Origin of the sequence: Nocardioides rubriscoriae, assembly GCF_008087085.1 — a bacterium.
Lineage (GTDB): Bacteria > Actinomycetota > Actinomycetes > Propionibacteriales > Nocardioidaceae > Nocardioides > Nocardioides rubriscoriae.
The window spans coordinates 26,146-45,726 of sequence record NZ_VIYJ01000005.1 but is presented as its reverse complement, the minus strand read 5'-3'; the positions used below and the strand labels follow the sequence as shown (position 1 = coordinate 45,726).

Genomic DNA, 19,581 nt, shown 5'->3' with positions numbered 1-19,581 from the left:
GGCGTGGCACCCCGCACCCAGACCCTGTCGCGGCCCCAGGCCCGCCGCATCGCGCTGGCGGCGCAGGGTTTCCTCGACAAGCCCCACGAGGTGCCGACCCTGCGCACCCTGGCCCGCACCGTGGAGCGGACCGGGGTCCTGCAGGTCGACTCGGTCAACGTGCTCGCGCGCGCCCACCAGGTGCCGCTCTACTCCCGGATGGGTCCCTACGACACGGGTCTGCTGGAGCGGGCGTCGACGGGCCGTCAGCAGCGGCGCCTGGTCGAGTACTGGGCACACGTGCAGGCCTTCATGCCGGTCGAGCTCTGGCCCGCCATGGCCCACCGCCGCGAGCACCACCGGTCGCGGCGCGGCAAGTGGTCGTTCGTGGCCGAGGACGACGCCCAGGAGGCGCGCCTGCTCGGGCTGCTGGCCGACCGGGGCCCGTCGACCTCGCGCGAGGCCGAGCTCGTCCTGGGCGGCGGGGCGCCGCGCAGCAAGGAGCACTGGGGCTGGAACTGGTCGCGCACCCGCCGGCTGCTCGACTACCTCTACACCGCCGGCGAGGTCGCCATCGCCGGGCGCACCAGCCAGTTCGAGATCCGCTACGCGCTGCCCGAGCAGGTCCTGCCCGACGCCGTCCTCGCAGCCCCCGACATGACCGTCGAGGAGCAGCACCTCGCCCTCGTCCGCCGCGCCGCCCTGTCCCACGGGATCGCGACCGTGCGCTGCCTGGCCGACTACTACCGGATGTCGACCGCCGACACGTCCCGCGCGGTGGCCACCCTGGTGGGAGCCGGCGAGCTCGAGCCGGTCGCGGTCGAGGGGTGGACCCGCCCGGCGTACCTCCACCGGGACGCGCGCCGCCCCCGCGCGGTCGCGGCCCGCGCGCTGCTCAGCCCGTTCGACCCGGTGGTCTGGGAGCGTGAGCGCGCCGAGCGGCTCTTCGACTTCCACTACCGCATCGAGATCTACACCCCGCCAGACCAGCGCGTGCACGGCTACTACGTCCTGCCGTTCCTGCTGCGCGACGAGATCGTCGCGCGCGTCGACCTCAAGGCCGACCGGGCGACCGGCCGGCTGCTGGTCAAGGGTGCCTACGCCGAGGACGGGGCGCCCGCCGACACCGCCGTCGAGCTGGCCGTCGAGCTGCACCGGATGGCGCGGTGGGTCCAGATGGCCGAGGTCGTGGTCGAGGGCCGCGGCGACCTGGCGGGCGCCCTGCAGGCCGCGGTTGCCGCGAGTTGACGCCCGGGGCGCCGCCGAGGAACGCCTGGGCTGGACCGCTCGTTAGGATGGGCGCGGCCCGTGCCCGGGTCCGCACCCCGACTCCAGGAGTTCACCGACGTGCCCGCCATCATCGACAAGCTTCTCCGCATCGGCGAAGGCAAGATCCTGCGCCAGCTCGAGTCCATCTCGAAGGCCGTCAACGCCATCGAGGACGAGTTCAAGCAGATGAGCGACGCCGAGCTCCAGGCGATGACGGGGGAGTTCAAGGAGCGGCTGGCCAACGGCGCCACGCTCGACGACATCATGCCCGAGGCGTTCGCGACCGTCCGCGAGGCGTCGCGTCGCGTCACCGGCATGCGCCCCTTCGACGTCCAGGTCATGGGCGGGGCGGCGCTCCACCTCGGCAACATCGCCGAGATGAAGACCGGTGAGGGCAAGACCCTGGTCGCCACCCTGCCGTCCTACCTCAACGCCCTCGCGGGCAAGGGCGTCCACGTCGTGACGGTCAACGACTACCTCGCGAAGTTCCAGTCCGAGCAGATGGGTCGCATCCACCACTTCCTGGGCCTCAGCGTCGGCGTGATCCTGCCGTCGATGCGCCCGGCCGAGCGGCGCGAGGCCTACAGCTGCGACATCACCTACGGCACCAACAACGAGCTCGGCTTCGACTACCTGCGCGACAACATGGCCGGCTCGATCGAGGAGTGCGTGCAGCGCGGCCACTTCTTCGCCGTCGTCGACGAGGTCGACTCGATCCTCATCGACGAGGCGCGGACACCGCTGATCATCAGCGGTCCGACCCAGGACGAGGTCAAGTGGTACGCCGAGTTCGCCAAGATCGCCGCCACGCTGGTCGAGGACGTCGACTACGAGGTCGACGAGAAGAAGCGCACCATCTCGGTCCTCGAGCCCGGCATCACCAAGGTCGAGGACCACCTCGGCATCGACAACCTCTACGAGTCGGTCAACACCCCGCTCATCTCGTTCCTCAACAACTCCATCAAGGCCAAGGCGCTGTTCCGCAACGACAAGGAGTACGTCGTCATGAACGGCGAGGTGCTCATCGTCGACGAGCACACCGGCCGCATGCTGGCCGGTCGTCGCTACAACGACGGCCTGCACCAGGCCATCGAGGCCAAGGAGGGCGTGACCGTCCGCGAGGAGTACCAGACCCTTGCCACGATCACCCTGCAGAACTACTTCCGCCTCTACGAGAAGCTCTCCGGCATGACCGGCACGGCCATGACCGAGGCCTCGGAGTTCGACAAGATCTACGGCCTCGGCGTGGTCCCGATCCCGACCAACCGCGAGATGGTCCGCAAGGACCAGGCCGACCTCGTCTACCGCACCGAGGAGGCCAAGTACGACGCGGTCGTCGAGGACATCGCCGAGCGCCACCAGAAGGGCCAGCCGATCCTGGTCGGCACCGTGTCGGTCGAGAAGTCCCAGCACCTGTCCGACAAGCTCAAGGCCAAGGGCATCCCGCACTCGGTGCTCAACGCCAAGGTCCACGCCGACGAGGCCAAGATCGTCGCGATGGCCGGTCACAAGGGCGCGGTCACCGTGGCCACCAACATGGCCGGGCGCGGTACCGACATCATGCTCGGTGGCTCCGTGGAGTTCCTCGCCGACGCCGAGCTGCGCAAGCAGGGCCTCGAGCCGTCCGGCGAGACCGCGGCCGAGTACGAGGCCGCGTGGCCCGCGATGGTCGCCAGGATCAAGGAGCAGGTCAGCGCCGAGCACGACGAGGTCCGCGACCTCGGTGGTCTCTACGTCGTCGGCACCGAGCGCCACGAGTCGCGCCGCATCGACAACCAGCTGCGCGGTCGCTCCGGTCGACAGGGCGACCCGGGCGAGTCCCGGTTCTACCTCTCGCTCGAGGACGAGCTGATGCGCCTGTTCAAGTCCGAGTGGGTCGACCGGGTCCTGACGATGCTCAAGATCCCCGACGACGTCCCGATCGAGAACAAGCGCGTCACCAGCGCGATCGCCAACGCCCAGGGCCAGGTCGAGTCGCAGAACTTCGAGTCGCGCAAGAACGTCTTGAAGTACGACGACGTGATGGACCGCCAGCGCAAGGTCATCTACAGCGAGCGCCGCGAGGTGCTCGAGGGCGCCGACATCGAGGAGCAGGTCCGTACCTTCGTCGACGACGTCGTCGAGGGCACCGTCCGCGGCACGCTCGAGGACTTCGCCGAGGAGTGGGACCTCGAGCAGCTGTGGACCGACCTCAAGCAGTTCTGGCCGGTGTCGATCACGCGCGAGGAGCTGCTCGCCGACCACGGTGGCGACCAGGCGAGCCTGACGAAGGACGAGCTGATCGAGGTCCTGCAGAAGGACGCCCAGGCCGCCTACGACGCCCGCGAGGCCGAGGTGGGTGCCGAGGTGATGCGAGAGCTCGAGCGGCGCGTGCTGCTCTCGGTGCTCGACCGCAAGTGGCGCGAGCACCTCTACGAGATGGACTACCTGCGCGAGGGCATCTACCTGCGGGCCTACAGCCAGCGCGACCCGCTCGTCGAGTACCAGCGCGAGGGCTTCGACATGTTCGCGGCCATGATGGACGGCATCAAGGAGGAGGCGGTCGGCTTCCTGTTCAACCTCGAGGTGCAGGTCGAGGACGAGGAGCCCGAGGGCACCTACGACCCGTTCGGCCTCGTCGACGGTGGGACCCCGGTCGAGGAGCCGCTGATGCGCGAGCTGCCCTCCGAGCCCCAGCCGGCCGACCAGCCCGCCGCCCAGCCCGGCCCGGTGCTGACCAAGCACGTGCCGCAGATCAAGGCCAAGGGCCTGGAGAAGCAGACGCTGCCCACCAACCTGCGCACCTCCGCCCCCAGCATCGACGGCGACAACGAGGTCGAGGAGTCCAGCGGCACCGTCACCAACGCCGGCGACGAGTACGCCGGGGTCGGCCGCAACGCCAAGTGCCCCTGCGGCTCGGGCAAGAAGTTCAAGCAGTGCCACGGCGCCCCCGGCGGCCCCACGGGCGTCACCGCGCGCATCGGCTGACCTGGCCTGACCTCGCACCTCGACCCCCTACGGTGGTCGAGGTGCGAGGAGCCCTGGCGACGAGGCCCCACGGTGGTCGAGGTGCGAGGCCGCCTGCCGCCGAGCCTCGAGACCTCCGCAGCCTCACGGCCACCTGACTGGCGCCCGGGCGGTTCTCCCGGCTGCGGTGGTCTCGAGCCGCGGTTGCGGCCTCGTTCCTCGGCCGCACGCTCCCTCGACCCGCCTGACGTCCACCCTCCGCTCCTTCGTCGCGGAGCGTGAGTCAGGCGAACTCCAGGGCCGTGCAGAGCCAGCGCCCCGCGCGGCGCTCGAAGCGGGCCGCGACGGCTCGTGAGCGCTCGCCGTAGCGCACGTGCGCGCTGGACTCGACGACGTCGGCCGAGGCGAAGCAGCTGCGCACCGAGACCACGCGCGGCCGCACGGGCTGCACCCGGGCGACGCCCGGGACGTGCCCGCCGGCCCGGGCGACCAGCTGGGTGCGCCGGTCGAGGTCGGCGTAGACGTCGCGCGAGGTGTGCCGCACCAGCTGGCTGCTGGGGCGGTCGCCCCCGACGATCTCCACGGCCGCCTGCACGAAGCGGTGGGCCCAGTCGTCGACCTCGCGCCGGCGTCGCAGGTCGCCGGCAGCAGGCGCGGGTGGCTCCAGCCGGGGGTGGAGGTCGAGGGCCAACGTGCCCTGGGTGAGGGCCACCGGCACCGGCAGCCGCAGGGGCACGACGTGCGGGTGGAACAGCGGAGTGCTGGGGGAGCGGGTGCTCGCAGACATCGGGGTCTCCTCTCGGTGGGCCTTCAGGACCCGGGCGTGCGAAGGCGCAGCCCGGGGTGGATCAGGTCGGGGTCGGGGCCGACCGCGTCGCGGTTGAGGTCGACCAGGGCCGCGGTGACGGCGGCGACCTCGGTGTCGGGGGCGCCCGGCGGGAGCAGCGAGGCGGCGATGCTCCAGAGGTTGTCGCCGGGCACCACCTCGACGGTGCGCGCCGCCGCGCTCGCGCGCGCCGGCACCGGGTGGGCCGGGTGCGCCGCGTGGGCCGGGCCGGTCGCCCGGTCGGGGAAGGGCAGTCCGTCGAGCGAGGCGGCCGGCACCCGGTCCGGGTGGTGGTGGACGTCGTACGACGCGTGGGCGGCCGGGCCCGCCGACAGCACGGCCAGCCCACAGGCCGCCAGCACCGCCCGCGACGCCCACGCGGGGACACCAACGGTGCGTCGCGGGGCCCGCCCGGGGCGGTGCGCGGCCTGCGCCACGACCACGGTGCACACCGTCCACGCCCACACCGCACAGGCCGTCAGCGCGACGCCGGCGACCGAGGCGACGAGCTGGTCGAAGCGCGCGGCGGGCCCGACGGCGGCCAGCGCCCAGCGGGCCGTCGCGAGGGCGGCGGCCGTGGCGGCCGTCCAGACCAGCAGACAGCGGCACCGCGTGATCATCCCGAGATTGGTCCTTGCCTTGCGTTTGCGTGTGTTTGCGTCACTCAACGCCTGTTCAAGGAGTTCGTCAACCGTTTGTCCACAGCCCAGCTCGAGCGACGTCTAGGCTCGCGCCATGGCGTGGGAGGAGGACCTGTTCGCATTCCTCGACGACCTCGAGCAGCAGGCCGGGGCCCTCTTCGACGCCGACCGGGCCCCCGAGCTGGCCGACCGCGAGCGAGCGGAGTACCAGCAGGTGCCACTCGTGGCGCGGCTGATGGCCTCGCTCGAGCGGCAGGTCACGGTGCACGTCACCGGGGTCGGGGCCGTCACCGGCCGGCTGGAGCGGGTCGCACAGGGCTGGTGCCTGGTGGCCGGACCCGTCCAGGACTGGGTCGTGCGGCTGGAGGCGGTCGCCGCCGTCGACGGTGCGTCGGACCGCGCGGTGCCCGAGGTGGCGTGGTCGCCCGTCACGCGGCTGGGCCTCGGCTCGGCGCTACGCCGCCTCGCCGACGCGGGGGAGCGGTGCGTCGTGCACCGCCTCGACGGCGGTCGTCACGACGGCACGGTGCGTCGCGTAGGTCAGGACTTCGCCGAGGTGCTCGAGGGCGAGCCGCCCCGGGTGGTGCTGGTCGCGTTCGCCGCCGTCGCCGCCGTGCAGAGCCGCGAGGTGTGACGGTGGCGCTCCGCCGAGGCCACAGGGGCCGCCGGGGCCCGACGGCACGTCTGTGTCAGGTCGACTCGGCGTCGTACGGCGGGAGCTCGCCCTCGAAGAGCGGCCGCTGACCGCGCTTCTTGGGTCGTGAGGCCTCCTCGCCGGCGTCCTCCATCGCCTCCACGATGTGCTTGCGCACGATCGCGCGGGGGTCGAGGTCGCGCAGCTCGAGGTCGGCGAACTCGGGTCCGAGCTCCTCGCGCAGGTCGTCGCGGGCGGTGTTGGCGAAGTCGCGGGCCTTGCGCATCAGCTGGCCGGCCTGCTTGGCGAGCTCGGGCAGCTTGTCGGGCCCGAAGACCAGGACCGCCACGAGGGCGATCACGATCAGCTCACCGAAGCCGATGTCGCCGATGAGCAGGGGCGACAGGGCGGCCATGGGTCAGAACCTGCTGCTGGGGGTGAGGCCGAGCTGCATGCCGGCCAGGCCACGGCTGCGACCCGACAGGGTCTCGGCGACGGAGGTCAGCACCCGGGCGGCCGGGGCGGTCGGGTCGGACTCGACGATCGGCTTGCCGGCGTCACCGCCCTCGCGCAGCGAGATGTCGATCGGGATCCGGCCGAGCACCGGGACGTCGTAGCCGAAGCGCTCGCCGAGTGTGGCGGCCACCCGGTCGCCACCGCCGGAGCCGAAGATCTCGATGCGGTGGTCGGCGTGGTCGGGGCCCTCGGGGGTGCAGTGCGGGCAGGGCAGGTAGCTCATGTTCTCGATGACGCCGACGACGCGCTGGTGCATCATCGAGGCCATCGTGCCGGCCCGCTCGGCGACCTCGGCGGCCGCCTCCTGCGGGGTCGTCACGACGATGACCTCGGCGCCGGGCAGGTGCTGGCCCAGCGAGATCGCGACGTCGCCGGTGCCGGGCGGCAGGTCGAGCAGCAGCACGTCGAGGTCGCCCCAGAACACGTCGGAGAGCATCTGGACGAGCGCACGGTCGAGCATCGGCCCGCGCCACGCGACGACCTGGTCACGGCGGGGCTTGAGCATCCCGATCGAGATGACCGACACGCCGGACGCCGTGGGCACCGGCATGATCAGGTCGTCGACCTGGGTGGGTCGCGCGTCGGCGACCCCGAGCATCGCGGGCACGGAGTGGCCGTAGATGTCGGCGTCGACCAACCCGACCTTCAGGCCCTGCTTGGCCAGGGCCAGGGCGAGGTTGACGGTGACCGACGACTTGCCGACGCCGCCCTTGCCGCTGGCGACCGCGTAGACCTTGGTCAGGTTGCCGGGCTGGGAGAACGGGATCTCGCGCTGGGCCTTGCCGCCCTGCAGGACCTCCTTGAGGCCCGAGCGCTGCTCGGCGGTCATCACGCCCAGCGTGAGGTCGACGTCGGTGACGCCGTCGACCGTGCGCAGGGCGCCGTTGACGTCGCGCGTGATGGTGTCCTTGAGGGGGCAGCCGGCGACGGTCAGCAGGACGGTCAGCCGGACGAGGCCCTCGTCGGTGATCTCGACGGTGTCGACCATGCCGAGCTCGGTGATCGGACGCTTGATCTCGGGGTCCTGCACGGTCGCCAGGGCGGCGTCGACCTGCTCGCGGGTGGGTGCGCTCATGATGACCCGAGTCTAGGAGGTCGGTGGTGCCGGCCGTTCGTCGACGGGGTGGTGAGACGCCCCACGCCCGTCGAAGATGCGGTCGGCCGCCTCCGCGACCCGGTCGTCGAGCTCGGCGAGCAACGAGCGGAGCTCGGAGCGCACGTAGTCGCGGGTCGCCACCTCACCCACGGCCATCCGCAGCGAGGCGACCTCGCGGGCGAGGAACTCCATGTCGGCGTGGGCGCGCGTGTTGGCCTGACGGTCCTGCTCGTTGATGACCTTGTCGCGCTGCTCCTGGCGGTTCTGGGCCAGCAGGATCAGCGGCGCGGCGTACGACGCCTGCAGGCTGAGCACCAGGGTCAGGAAGATGAACGGGTAGGCGTCCCACCGGTCGCCACCGGGCAGCAGCACGTTGCCGGCGACCCAGACGATGACGAACAGGGTCATGTAGGCCAGGAAGGTCGCGGTGCCCATGAAGCGCGCGAACTGCTCGGCGAAGATCCCGAACGCGTCGGAGTCGTAGGACGGGCGCCGCACGATCTGGCGCCGGTTGTCGCGCGGGGTGTCGAGCCGCTCGAGCCGCTCGCGACGCTCGCGCCGCTCGCGGGCCTCGGACCGCTCGGAGCGCTCAGCCACGGCCACGGCCCTCGTGGCTGCTCAGGGCCTGGTCGCGCCAGCCGACCGGCAGCATGTGGTCGAGCAGGTCGTCGACGGTGACCGCGCCCAGCAGGTGACCGTTCTCGTCGACCACGGGGGCGCAGACCAGGTTGTAGGTCGCCAGGTGGGCGGCCACCTGGTCGATGGTGGCCTCGGGACGCAGGCTCTCCAGGGAGTCGTCGAGGGCCCCGGCCACCAGTGTCGAGGGGGGCTCGCGCAGCAGCCGCTGGATGTGGGCGATGCCGATGAGGCGACCGGTCGGGGTCTCCAGCGGCGGCCGGCACACGTAGACCAGGGCGGCCAGCGCGGGCGTGAGGTCGGGGTTGCGCACGTGGGCCAGCGCGTCGGCGACGGTGGCGTCGGGGCCGAGGACCACGGGCTCGGGGGTCATCATCGCGCCGGCCGTGTTCTCGACGTAGGACATCAGGCGCCGGACGTCCTCGGCCTCCTCGGGCTCCATCAGCCCCAGCAGGATCTCGGCGGTCTCGGGCGGCAGGTCGGCGATGAGGTCGGCGGCGTCGTCGGCCGACATCTCCTCGAGGACGTCGGCGGCCCGCTCGGAGTCGAGGCGCTCGAGGATGGCGACCTGGTCCTCCTCGGGCAGCTCCTCCAGCACGTCGGCCAGCCGCTCGTCGTCGAGGGCGGCGACGACCGCCGTACGCCGCTCGAGCGGCAGGTCGTGGATCATCGTCGCCGCGTCGGCCGGCCGCATCTCGTTGAGCGCGTGCAGCAGCGCCGTCGCGCCCTGGGCGTCACCGCCGGGCTTGGCCAGGCCCTGCACGTCGCGCCACTCCACGACATGGGTCTGCCCGCGCCGCCGCAGCGCCTTGGCCGGCTCCTGGACCGCGACCCGGCTCAGCACCCAGTCGCGGGTGCGGCCCTGCTCCATGCCGACGTCGTAGACGGTCCCGGTGATCCGGCGGTCACCCGGACCGGGGATCGTGACCTGGCGGTCGAGCATCTGGCCGATCACCAGCGTCTCGGTGGAACGCTGCTCGAAGCGGCGCATGTTGAGCAGCCCGGTCGTGTAGACCTGGCCGCTGTCGACGTTGGTCACCCGGGTCATCGGCACGAAGATCCGTCGGCGACCGAAGACCTCGGCCACCAGGCCGAGCACCCGGGGCTGGCTGGCCTCGGACCGCATGGTGACGACGAGGTCGCGGACCTTGCCGACCTGGTCACCCTGGGGGTCGAAGATCGGGAGGCCGACCATGCGGGCGGCGTACACCCGGGTCGGCGTGCTGCTCACCGTGATCTCCTTTCGCGTCGGGCACCGGGGTCTCGAGGTCGTCGCAGGCCGAGGACGGTCGGGGCACGTCGTCGCGGACCCGGTGCTGTAGGTCTGTGGACAGTGAATCAGGCGATGCCGACGATCGGGCAGCGGCTCGACGGGCGGGCCGTCACGAGTCGCTCCGCGCGTCGTCGCGTTGCCGTACCATCGGGGGACGACCCAGGGCGTTTCGTCCCTTCTCGCAGTGGAGCCAGGAGCAACGCGTGCCCTTACACCGCACCCCGTCAGTGCGACGTCACGGACTCCCGACGGCGCTCGCGGTGGTGATCACGCTGGTCGGCGTCGTGGGTGCCGTCGCCGCAGCAGCGGCCCTGGTCACCGGCTTCGGGAGCAGCGTCCCCGGCGCGAGCGCGGGGGAGGCGGCCGGCCGGCTCGCCCCGACCGTGGCCACGGCTCCCGTGACCCCGGCCCCGCAGTCGACCTCCGCGCCGGCGCCCACCGCGCCTGCCACCTCCGCGGCCCCGACGACGGTTCCCGTGTCCGCGGCGCCGGCTCAGCGACGCAGGCTCGCTGCGATGGTGCGGTTCAAGGAGCAGGTCCGCCGCGAGCTCGACGTCGAGAAGGCCCGGGCCCGTGCCCGGGCGCGCGCCATGCGCGACGCGACCGTGACCTTCCGGATCGGCACCTACAACATCCTCGGCAGCAACCACGTGCCCCGTGGCCAGGCCCGCGCGGCCACCTCGGCCGGCCTGATCACCAGCCGGGGCGTCGACCTGATCGGCCTGCAGGAGGTGCAGCGCGACCAGCAGGGCGTCTTCGAGTCGAACATGCCCGGCTACTCCTTCTGGCCCCGAGACGCCCTGGGCCCCCAGGGCTACCGCCACCAGGTCGCCTGGCGCAGCTCGATGTTCGAGTTCGTCGAGGGCGGCTCGGTCGACTACACCTTCACCAGCATGCGGATCCCGATGCCCTGGGTGCTGCTGCGCCACCGCGACACCGGCGCCGAGCTCTACCTCATCAACACGCACAACTCGGCGCGCGACCTCGAGGGCGAGCGCGACTCGGCGACCACGATCGAGATCAACCTGATCAACCGCCTGCGCGCGACCGGCCTCCCGGTCTTCATCGTCGGCGACATGAACGAGCACACCGAGTTCTTCTGCCGGGTCGCGCCCGCCACGGGGATGGTGGCCGCCAACGGCGGCAGCGGCGCCAACGGTTGCTCCCTGCCCCCGGGCCCGCTGCGCGTCGACTGGATCATGGGCGCCCGGGCCTCGTTCTCCGGCTACGTCCAGGACGGTGCCTCCATCTCCACCGGTGCCAGCGACCACTACTTCCTCCACGCGGATGCGACGATCGGGGTCCCCCCGGACCCCGACGTCATCGAGGCGGCCTCATGAGGACCATCCAGCTTCGCCTCCCGCTCTCCAGCCCGCTGTCCAGCCGGCTCTCCACCCCCGGGCGGGCCCTGCGACCGCTCGCCCTCGCGGCGGTCGTGGTCGTCGTGGCCGGCGGGTGCGGTGCCACCGACGCGGGCGGTGACGCGAGCGCCGCCGACACCGCCTCGACGGCTCCCGCCAGCACGATGCCCGCGACCTCCACCGCCGTTCCGACGCAGCCCACGCAGCCCCCGCAGCCCACGCGGCCGTCCGCGCCGCGCCTGCCGGCCTGTGACGAGGTCTGGTCGCAGGAGACCCTGCCGCGCCGCTACCTCGGCTGCCTGGAGGGCGACGCGGTGGTCGAGGCCATGGCGTTCACCTGCTCGACAGGCGCGACCCTGGTGGTCTACCGCGACCACTACGCTCTCGGGGGGCGGGTCATCAACGACACCGACGGACCGGCGGTCCGCGACCCCGGCTACCGCCGCGCGATCCGGGCCTGCGCGGCCTGAGAGGTTCCGCCACACGCCGACCGACGCGGAGTCGGTCCGGTTCACGTCCGGGCCTTACAGTGTCGGTCAGCCCCCGTGATGTGCTCCCATCCAGCAGAGTGGAACCACCAAGTGAGTCCTGTTTCCCATCGCTTCACCCAGCGGTTGACGGCCCCTCTCCTCACCGTCCTCGTGGCGACGTCCCTGACGGTGGCGCCGGCGTTCGTCGGTGCGGCCGACGCCGGAGCGCCCGCGGTGTCCGCCGCGTCGGTGGCCGGTCCCGCGACCGTCGCCCGGTCCGGTGACGGTGGCCGCGGCAAGGGCCGCACCGCGTCCGCCTCGAGGGCCCCCGAGCTCACCAGGGGCGTCAAGAGCACCGGCGGCGCGACCGCCACCGCCCGCAACCGCGCCAGGCCCTACAATCCGCAGCCCGGCGTCATGTTCAACGACCCCTACGGCGGCGACGAGGCGCGCTACCGCATCTTCCGCCACATCGTGGCCAGCATCGACGGCGTGCCGCGCGGGGAGAAGATCCGGATCGCCGCCTGGAACCTGCGCAGTAAGAAGATCGCGGCGGCCCTCGTCAGCGCGCACCGCCGCGGTGTCTCGGTTCGCGTGATCATGGACTCGCTCAACGCGACCGCCGGCAACCCCAACAGCGACGCCGACTACGTCCAGCGCGCGCTGCGCGAGGGCAACAAGAAGCGCACGCCCGAGATGCGCAGCTGGCTGCGCAAGTGCCAGGGCTCGTGCCGGTTCCCGCTCGGGATCGCGCACACGAAGTTCTACGCCTTCAGCAAGGTCGGCCGGAAGTCCAAGGACGTCGTCATCTACGGCTCCAACAACGCCACGGTGCTGGCGGCGACCATCCAGTGGAACGACGTCTACACCGTCAAGGGCTGGGCCAACTTCTACGACGACTGGATCGGCGTCTTCAACCAGATGGCGCGCGACGAGTGGGTGCGTCCGCCTCTGCGCCAGTACAGCTACGGGCCCAAGTTCTCGATGACCTACTACCCCTACGCCGGGCCCCAGGCCGAGAAGCAGGGCGACCCCACCCTGCGCATCCTCAACAAGATCCGCTGCCAGGGGGCGACCGACGGCACCGGCACCAACGGCCGCACCAAGATCCGCATCGGCCAGACCGGCATGTTCGGCGACCGTGGCAAGCTCATCGCCAGGCGCCTGATCACCATGCGCAAGCGCGGCTGCGACATCAAGTTCGTCTACGCGATGTTCGGCGGCGACGTCGTCAAGATGATGCGCAACGCCGGCATCGGCATGACCCACCTCGCCTACGACGCCAACGACGACGGCGTCTACGACCGCTACATCCACATGAAGGCCATGGCCATCAGTGGTGTCTACGGCCGCGACACCAGCGCCGAGATCGTCTGGAACGGCTCGGCCAACTGGACGCAGACCGCGCTGGAGAGTGACGAGGAGGTCGGCGAGATCCGCCGTCCGGCCGTGGCGCGCGCCTACCTGCGCTGGATCGACCGCCTCTACGTCAGCCGGCCCGCGTCGTGGACCACCGACACGCAGGGCACCGCCGAGCGTCGCGGGGTCGCGCTGACCCCCGCGCAGGTCGACGCCCGCACCCTCGCCATCGCCCGGGCCCGCGGTGTCGATCCCTACGCCATGATCAAGGCCGAGGGCTGAGCGGGACCCGCCCGACCAGCACGACCTGAGCACCGGATCGGGCCCTGGGAACCGACTCCCACGGCCCGATCTGGCGCAACGGGTGTGAAAGAAGTGAAACACGCGTACTCTCGTGACTCGTGATCCGATCTTCGTGTCGTACCATCCGCTCCTCGTCGAGCGCCCGACTGGTCGTGGCGGCGCTCCTGGCAGTGCTGGTGACGGTCTCGGCCATGGCCGCCCCCGGCCAGGCCGCCTCGGTCGGCTCGGCCCAGCGGGCCGCCCAGGCCACGGTCCGGACCACGGCACTGGCGACGGCCCAGCGGTCGGCGCCCTGTCGCGACGTGGTGGTCGTGGGGATCGATGGCAACGGCGAGCGCCCGGCCAGTGGTGCGACCTTCGGTCCGACGGTGTCGCGGACCGTCAGTGCCTACGCCGCCTCCCTCGGGTCGCGCTCGGTGCTGCGCCTGCGGGTGCCCGTCAGCACGGCGGCCCTGAGCGTCATGGTCGACGGGTACGACCGTCGCCGACGCGACGCCGGTGACGCGGTACGCCGCAAGGCGCTGCGCTCCTGGCAGGGTCCGATCGGCACCCAGGTGCAGGCGGCGGCCCGGCTGATCGCCGAGCGTGCCGCCACCTGCCCCGACGAGCAGCTCGCCCTGGTCGGCTACGCCCAGGGCGCCTCGGTCGTGCACCGGCTGCTGGACCGCGAGGCCTCGGCCGGCCGGCTCGGCCGGGTCGCCGGCGCGGTGCTGGTCTCCGACCCCGACCGCCGCTACCAGACCAGGTCCCACCTGACCGGGGCCCCGTCGGCCGTGCGCGCCAGCACGGGCATCATCGTCCACCGGTTCTCCCCGCCCCCCGACGACGTCCCGGGTGCCACCGCCACCTTCGGCGTGGGCACGGTCTGCACCTTCGGCGACCTGGTGTGCGACCCGGGCGCGACCTCCGTGCGACGCGCGTTCGCCGTCGCCCGCGGCTACGCCACGACCAAGGGCGGGGGAGCAGCGATCAGGCGTGAGACGGCGTCCCTGGCCACCCGTACCCGGTTGCAGCCAGTCCCAGCGCCGGCCACCCAGCTCGCCAGCGGCACGGCCGGAGAGCCGCTGAGCCACCAGCTCACCGTCGACGTCGCCTCCTCGGCGCGTCCCGGGGTCACCTGGACGGCCACGAGCGAGGTCCCCGGGTTGACCCTGTCGCCCACGGGCCTGCTCACCGGTACGCCGAGCGACAGCGGCTCCTACTCGATGACCTACACGGTGCGCGGGACCGCCCCGGCCACCGGCTCGAGGTCCGGGGTGCTCTCGATCGTCGTCGCCGCCCCCGCCGCCGGTGTCGCCGGGCTGGGTGCAGGCGGGCAGACCTCGTGCCAGACCCGAGCCGACGGCACGGCGTACTGCTGGGGACGCAACGACTACGGCCAGATCGGCGACGGCACCACGACGCGTCGCCTCGCCCCGACCAAGGTCCTGGGCGGCGACTGGGCGCAGGTCGTGACGGGTGGTGCGGCGTCCTGCGGCATCAAGAGCACCGGACGCCTCTCCTGCTGGGGCCTGAACAACTACGGCCAGGTCGGCACCGGGCAGAGCCGGCCGGTCCTCAAGCCGCGCGTCGTCGGCACCGGCACCTGGAGCGACGTCTCGCTCGCCTGGCACCACGCCTGCGGCGTGATGACCGACTCCTCGCTGTGGTGCTGGGGCCAGAACCTGCGCGGCTCCCTGGGGCTGGGGCGGACCAGCCGGTCCGCCGACCAGCCGCGTCGGGTCGACGCCGCGACGTGGCGCTCGGTCGCCACCGGCGGATGGCACTCGTGCGGCATCCGCACCGACGGCTCGGCCTGGTGCTGGGGCGACAACCAGCTGGGCCAGCTCGGCCTCGGCAACGTCGACCGTCAGGTCTCGCCGCGCCGCGTGGGCGCCGAGACCGACAACTGGCTCCAGCTCAGCACCGGCTACGGCCACACCTGCGGTGTCCGCGCCGACGGCACCCTGTGGTGCTGGGGGCTCAACGACCGCGGCCAGCTGGGCGACGGCACCCAGACCCTCCGCACCCGCCCCACCGCCGTGCTGGGCGGCGGCGCCTGGACCTCGGTCGCCGTGGCCGACGGCAGCACGTGCGCGGTGGCCGGCGGCGGCGCCGTGTGGTGCTGGGGCGACAACCGCTACGGACTGGTCTCCCCGACGGCGTCCACGGCCCCGGTCCTGCGCCCGGTCCGTCGCGCCGCCCCGACGGGCGTCTCGTCGGTGACCGCCGGCTGGCTCCACGCCTGCGCGGCCCGGACCGACCAGGTCGTCACGTGCTGGGGGTCCAACGAGGTCGGTCAGGCCGCCTCCGGCGGTGCCGGTGCCTCTGGTCGTACGACGGCCGGTGGCTACGACGCGCGCCCCGGTATCGAGAGCGACCCCGAGGTCAGTCCCGCCGAGGTCGTCGAGCGCGCGATCGGGAGCCGGCCGCGGCCCGCGGTCTCGGCCCGCGCCGCGACCGGCGCCACGCCCGGCGGCATGGCTCGCTCCGCTGCGGTCACCTCGCGGCTGATGACCTTCAACGTGCTCGGCACCCAGCACACCGCGCCCGGCGGCGACCGGCCCGACTGGGCGCCGGGGCGGATCCGTGCGGAGTGGGCCGGCGAGCTGATCCGGGCGCGCGACGCCGATCTCCTCGGGCTCCAGGAGAGCCAGCCCGACCAGATCGGGTCGCTCGACCTGGCCACGGGCGGGAAGTTCGGGTTCTACCCGGGCAACGAGCTCGGCTACAGCGGTGCGCCGCAGTCGGTGATGTGGCGCAAGGACACCTGGAGCCTGCGCTGGAAGGACACGATCTCGGTCCCGTTCATGGACGGCCGGCGTCCCCAGCCGATCGTGCGCCTGCGCAACAACGCGTCGGGCAAGGAGATCTACCTGGTCAACGTGCACCTCTCGCCGGGCGGGCTCGAGGCCGACCGCGACCGTGGGACCAAGATCCTGATCATGGCGGTCAAGGAGCTGTCGAAGGACCAGATCCCGGTGCTGCTGACCGGCGACTTCAACGAGCACGAGGAGCTCTACTGCAAGGTCGTCGGACAGACCGACCTCGTGGCCGCGCTCGGTCCGAGCACCAGCCCCGACCGGTGCGTCCCGCCGCGCGGCATCCGGGTCGACCAGATCTTCGGGTCGCGCGGACGGTTCTCCGGACTGCGCATCGAGCAGGGTGCGATGGTGCAGCGCACCACCGACCACTCGGTGTCGGTCGTGTCGTTCACCATGGGGTAGCGTTCCAGGGTTCGTGGGCGGTGCTCGACGACCGCCCCGTGGGCGCCGGCAGGCACGCCGCCCACGGCCTGCGACGCGAACCAGGGAGGGACGACGAGGCGATGACTACCCCGGGGGCCCGGGTCGACGATGTCGGCATCCATCTCGTGACCTACCCCGACGGGCCCGTCGACCTCCTCATCGCCGGTGACCGGATCTGGTCCTGCGTGCCGGGCGCCGGCGGGCGCCCCGGCGACGCCGTCGAGACCACCCTGGCGTTCCCGCGTGCGCTGCGTCGCCGACTGGTCGGCACCGCCCGGGTGCAGGTGGTCGACGAGTCCGGCGCGGTCCTCGTCGACGACGACGTCGTCTTCGGCGGCAGCACCGAGCCGCTCGACCTGACCGACAAGCACGGCAACAAGATCGTCATCGACAAGTGGGGCCTCGTGCAGCGCCCGCTCGAGAACCGCCGCGCCTCGGGCGTGGTCGAGCTCATGGTCGACCAGACCGCGCGCATCCTCGAGGTGCTGCGCGACGACTGCGGCGTCCCCGCCTGGCTGGCCTTCGGCACCCTCCTGGGCGCCGCCCGTGAGGGCCGGGCCATCGGCCACGACTCCGACATCGACCTGTGCTACCTCAGCGAGCAGCCGACCCCCGCCCTCATGGCGCAGGAGATGTGGCAGATCGCGCGCACGCTGCGCCGGGCCGGCATGGTGGTCGACATCAAGTCGGCCTCGTTCATCACCGTCGTCATCGACGCCCCCGACGGCGGTACCGCGAGCATCGACCTCTACACGGCGTTCTTCCTCGACGGGCTCCTGCACGAGACGGCCACGGTCCGCACCGAGGTCCCGCGTTCGGCCGTCCTGCCCCTGGGCACCATCACCTTCGAGGGGCGCGAGTTCCCGGCTCCGGCCGACGTGGCCGCCATCCTCGCGGTGTCCTACGGTCCGTCGTGGCGGGTGCCCGACCCGTCGTTCGAGCACCGCCCCGGCCGCGAGGTCGCCCGCCGGTTCGACGGCTGGTTCGGGCAGCTGATGCGCGGACGCCGTGAGTGGCGTCGTACGGCGGCGCTGCGGGCCGAGGCCGGCGACGCCCCGTCGGACTTCGCCCGCTTCGTCCACGAGCGGCTGCGACCCGGCAGCAGCCTGGTCGAGATCGGGATGGGCAGCGCGGCCGACCTGGCCTTCTGGGCCGAGTCCGGGCACCGGTGCCGCGGCCTCGACTACGCCACGCCCGTCGCGGCCCGCCGTCGGGCGCGCGCCGCCGGCGCCGCCGCGGGTGACCTCAACCTCTACGACCTGCGCGACGTCATCACGCGCGGGGCGCTCCTGGCGCGTGGCCACCGTCTCGACGCCGTGTGCGTGCGCGACGTGTTCGAGGCCCTCGACCCCGACGGCGTCGAGCACCTCTGGCTGCTGCTGAGGTTGAGCCTCGACCGCGGAGGGTTGCTGTTCGTCGAGGGCGTCAGCTGGTCGCGCGAGGACGCCGCCGCCTGGCCCCAGCGAGACTCCGGTCCGGTCCGGTCCTTCGACCCCGACCGGGTCCTCGACGAGGTACGCCGTCTGGGCGCGCGCGTCGTGCACCGTGAGGGCGTCGCAGAGGGACGACGGGCCGCGCGTGGCGGTCCGCCCGCGCGGTGGCGATTCGTGATCGACTTCCCGGCGCGGGCCAGCGCCGACGACGGGACCGACATCGACGACACCGACGACCGCGACGACACCGACGACCACCCCCACGGCCTCAGTGCCCTCAACGACGGGAGCGCCGCATGACCCGCCGCCTCTACCTGCACGTGGGGTCGCCCAAGTCGGGCACGACCTACCTCCAGCGTGTCCTCGAGGTCAACCGTGGGCTCCTCGCCGACGCCGGCGTCCTGGTCGTCGGCGGCAGCCAGGTCGACCGCATCCACGCGGCGATGGTCGTGCGCGACGACCCGCGGCTCGAGCGGCTCCCGGCCCGCCGCCGCCAGGCCTGGCAGCGGCTGGTCGACCAGGTGCGGTCGTGGCCGGGGGAGTCGGCGGTGCTCAGCTACGAGCTCTTCTCGGCGGCCTCGCGTCCCCAGGCGGAGAAGGCCCTTGCCGACCTCGCCGCCATCGAGGGGCTCGAGGTGCACGTCGTGGTCACCAGCCGTGACCTGGGGCTGGCGGTCCCCTCGGCCTGGCAGGAACGCCTCAAGTTCGGCCTGCGCAAGCGCCTCGAGGCCTGGACCCCGCCCCCCGAGTCGCACCAGCGAAGCGAGTGGGGCTGGCGCACCATGGACCCCGCCGGCGTCGCCCGGCGCTGGGGGTCGACCCTGCCGCCCGCGCAGGTCCACGTCGTCACGGTCCCGCGCGCCGGCGGCGACCCGGCCGAGCTGTGGCACCGGTTCGCCGAGGCGTGCGCCCTCGACGACCTGGCGGTCGAGCTGTCGGTCGGGCGCAGCAACGAGTCCCTCGGTGTCGTCGAGTCCGAGCTGCTGCGGCGCGTCAACGGCCGGCTGCCCGAGCCGCTGCGCAGCGACAACCGCGAGCAGGCCGTGTGGTTGCGCGACACGCTCGCCCACGGCATCCTGGCCGGCCTCGGCGACGAGCAGATCGGCACGCCACCGGCGCAGCTGGAGCAGGCGGGCGAGGTGGCCGACCGCGCCCGCGAGCAGATCCGGGCCGCGGGCTGGGCCGTCCACGGCGACCTCGACGACCTGGTCGCCTCCTCGCGCGGCACGCGCCTGCCCGGCGACGTCGCCGACGCCGAGCTGCTCGACGTGTCCGTCGAGGTGATCGCAGCGCTGCTGGCGCAGCTGCGCGAGCGTGCGGTCAGCGGCACCGCCGACCACCCCGCCGACGACGACGCCTCCGGCGTACGCCGCACCGCCGGCACCCTCGCGCGTCGCGCGGTGGGCGCGCGGGTCCAGCGCCGCGACGCCGCCCTGCGCCAGCGCATCACGGCCCTGGAGGCCGAGGTCGCCGCCGGGCGCGAGCTGCACCTGCGCGTCGCGGCCCTGCAGGACGTCGTGACCGAGCTGGTGCTGCCGCGCCACCGCGGTGGACAGGTGACGGGGCGTGCGCTGCGGCGCTACCGGCGAGACGCGCTGTGAGGCCGAGGATC

15 protein-coding genes are annotated in these 19,581 nt (G+C 72.8%); 9 read left to right on the top strand and 6 right to left on the bottom strand.

Annotated elements, in window-relative coordinates; all coding sequences use genetic code 11:
• Positions 1 to 3: 3 nt before the first annotated feature.
• A complete protein-coding gene (locus FZC61_RS09890; RefSeq protein ID WP_148614011.1) occupies positions 4 to 1,227 on the top strand; it encodes a winged helix-turn-helix domain-containing protein in 1,224 nt (407 codons plus the stop codon).
• A gap of 99 nt (positions 1,228 to 1,326) precedes the next feature.
• Complete coding sequence (secA, locus tag FZC61_RS09885) at positions 1,327 to 4,215, top strand: preprotein translocase subunit SecA (RefSeq protein ID WP_148614403.1); 2,889 nt, start codon at positions 1,327 to 1,329, stop codon at positions 4,213 to 4,215.
• Between the two features lie 262 nt (positions 4,216 to 4,477).
• Here secA and FZC61_RS09880 read toward each other — a convergent pair whose 3' ends face one another.
• Positions 4,478 to 4,981 carry an Rv3235 family protein gene (locus tag FZC61_RS09880; RefSeq protein WP_148614010.1) on the bottom strand — a complete coding sequence of 168 codons (504 nt, stop codon included), beginning with the start codon at positions 4,979 to 4,981 and terminating at the stop codon, positions 4,478 to 4,480.
• A 23-nt stretch (positions 4,982 to 5,004) separates the two neighbouring features.
• Positions 5,005 to 5,640, bottom strand: coding sequence for a LysM peptidoglycan-binding domain-containing protein (locus tag FZC61_RS09875; RefSeq protein ID WP_148614009.1), 636 nt, complete (start codon positions 5,638 to 5,640; stop codon positions 5,005 to 5,007).
• Between the two features lie 115 nt (positions 5,641 to 5,755).
• Between FZC61_RS09875 and FZC61_RS09870 the strand changes: the two genes are divergently transcribed.
• Positions 5,756 to 6,295 (top strand): hypothetical protein, encoded by a 540-nt coding sequence (locus FZC61_RS09870; protein WP_148614008.1) that lies wholly within the window; start codon positions 5,756 to 5,758, stop codon positions 6,293 to 6,295.
• A gap of 55 nt (positions 6,296 to 6,350) precedes the next feature.
• Here FZC61_RS09870 and FZC61_RS09865 read toward each other — a convergent pair whose 3' ends face one another.
• Genes FZC61_RS09865 through FZC61_RS09850 form a run of 4 tightly spaced genes read right to left on the bottom strand, consistent with a single transcriptional unit; the run spans position 6,351 to position 9,774 of the window.
• The gene (locus tag FZC61_RS09865) at positions 6,351 to 6,710 is read right to left on the bottom strand and encodes a sec-independent translocase (protein WP_148614007.1); all 360 of its coding nucleotides are present in this window, start codon (positions 6,708 to 6,710) and stop codon (positions 6,351 to 6,353) included.
• A 3-nt stretch (positions 6,711 to 6,713) separates the two neighbouring features.
• Positions 6,714 to 7,886 carry an Mrp/NBP35 family ATP-binding protein gene (locus FZC61_RS09860; RefSeq protein WP_148614006.1) on the bottom strand — a complete coding sequence of 391 codons (1,173 nt, stop codon included), beginning with the start codon at positions 7,884 to 7,886 and terminating at the stop codon, positions 6,714 to 6,716.
• 12 nt (positions 7,887 to 7,898) lie between these two features.
• Complete coding sequence (locus FZC61_RS09855; RefSeq protein ID WP_211357196.1) at positions 7,899 to 8,504, bottom strand: DUF1003 domain-containing protein; 606 nt, start codon at positions 8,502 to 8,504, stop codon at positions 7,899 to 7,901.
• Entirely contained in the window at positions 8,497 to 9,774 is a 1,278-nt protein-coding gene (locus FZC61_RS09850) for a magnesium transporter MgtE N-terminal domain-containing protein (protein ID WP_148614004.1), read from the bottom strand. Before FZC61_RS09850 ends, FZC61_RS09855 begins: the two co-directional genes overlap by 8 nt.
• Before the next feature lie 245 nt (positions 9,775 to 10,019).
• On the opposite strand from FZC61_RS09850, the gene FZC61_RS09845 reads away from it, so the two are divergent.
• The 6 genes from FZC61_RS09845 (at position 10,020) to FZC61_RS09820 (ending at position 19,570) form a co-directional block, all read left to right on the top strand.
• Positions 10,020 to 11,156 (top strand): endonuclease/exonuclease/phosphatase family protein, encoded by a 1,137-nt coding sequence (locus FZC61_RS09845; RefSeq protein WP_148614003.1) that lies wholly within the window; start codon positions 10,020 to 10,022, stop codon positions 11,154 to 11,156.
• Positions 11,153 to 11,647, top strand: coding sequence for a hypothetical protein (locus tag FZC61_RS09840; protein ID WP_148614002.1), 495 nt, complete (start codon positions 11,153 to 11,155; stop codon positions 11,645 to 11,647). Before FZC61_RS09845 ends, FZC61_RS09840 begins: the two co-directional genes overlap by 4 nt.
• 144 nt (positions 11,648 to 11,791) lie before the next feature.
• Positions 11,792 to 13,288 carry a phospholipase D-like domain-containing protein gene (locus tag FZC61_RS09835; RefSeq protein ID WP_170286056.1) on the top strand — a complete coding sequence of 499 codons (1,497 nt, stop codon included), beginning with the start codon at positions 11,792 to 11,794 and terminating at the stop codon, positions 13,286 to 13,288.
• 119 nt (positions 13,289 to 13,407) lie between these two features.
• Positions 13,408 to 16,515: an endonuclease/exonuclease/phosphatase family protein gene (locus FZC61_RS09830; RefSeq protein WP_148614000.1), complete on the top strand. Its 3,108-nt coding sequence runs from the start codon at positions 13,408 to 13,410 to the stop codon at positions 16,513 to 16,515.
• A gap of 101 nt (positions 16,516 to 16,616) precedes the next feature.
• Entirely contained in the window at positions 16,617 to 18,269 is a 1,653-nt protein-coding gene (locus tag FZC61_RS23050; RefSeq protein WP_170286055.1) for a hypothetical protein, read from the top strand.
• Complete coding sequence (locus FZC61_RS09820; protein ID WP_148613999.1) at positions 18,266 to 19,570, top strand: DUF6752 domain-containing protein; 1,305 nt, start codon at positions 18,266 to 18,268, stop codon at positions 19,568 to 19,570. Before FZC61_RS23050 ends, FZC61_RS09820 begins: the two co-directional genes overlap by 4 nt.
• Positions 19,571 to 19,581: the final 11 nt, after the last annotated feature.

Bases quoted from the DNA above. Each gene is read 5' to 3' on its own strand.
- FZC61_RS09840 (WP_148614002.1), top strand. From the start codon at position 11,153: ATGAGGACCATCCAGCTTCGCCTCCCGCTCTCCAGCCCGCTGTCCAGC.
- FZC61_RS09875 (WP_148614009.1), bottom strand. From the start codon at position 5,640: ATGATCACGCGGTGCCGCTGTCTGCTGGTCTGGACGGCCGCCACGGCC.
- FZC61_RS09860 (WP_148614006.1), bottom strand. From the start codon at position 7,886: ATGAGCGCACCCACCCGCGAGCAGGTCGACGCCGCCCTGGCGACCGTG.
- FZC61_RS09865 (WP_148614007.1), bottom strand. From the start codon at position 6,710: ATGGCCGCCCTGTCGCCCCTGCTCATCGGCGACATCGGCTTCGGTGAG.
- FZC61_RS09870 (WP_148614008.1), top strand. From the start codon at position 5,756: ATGGCGTGGGAGGAGGACCTGTTCGCATTCCTCGACGACCTCGAGCAG.
- FZC61_RS09820 (WP_148613999.1), top strand. From the start codon at position 18,266: ATGACCCGCCGCCTCTACCTGCACGTGGGGTCGCCCAAGTCGGGCACG.
- FZC61_RS23050 (WP_170286055.1), top strand. From the start codon at position 16,617: ATGACTACCCCGGGGGCCCGGGTCGACGATGTCGGCATCCATCTCGTG.
- FZC61_RS09880 (WP_148614010.1), bottom strand. From the start codon at position 4,981: ATGTCTGCGAGCACCCGCTCCCCCAGCACTCCGCTGTTCCACCCGCAC.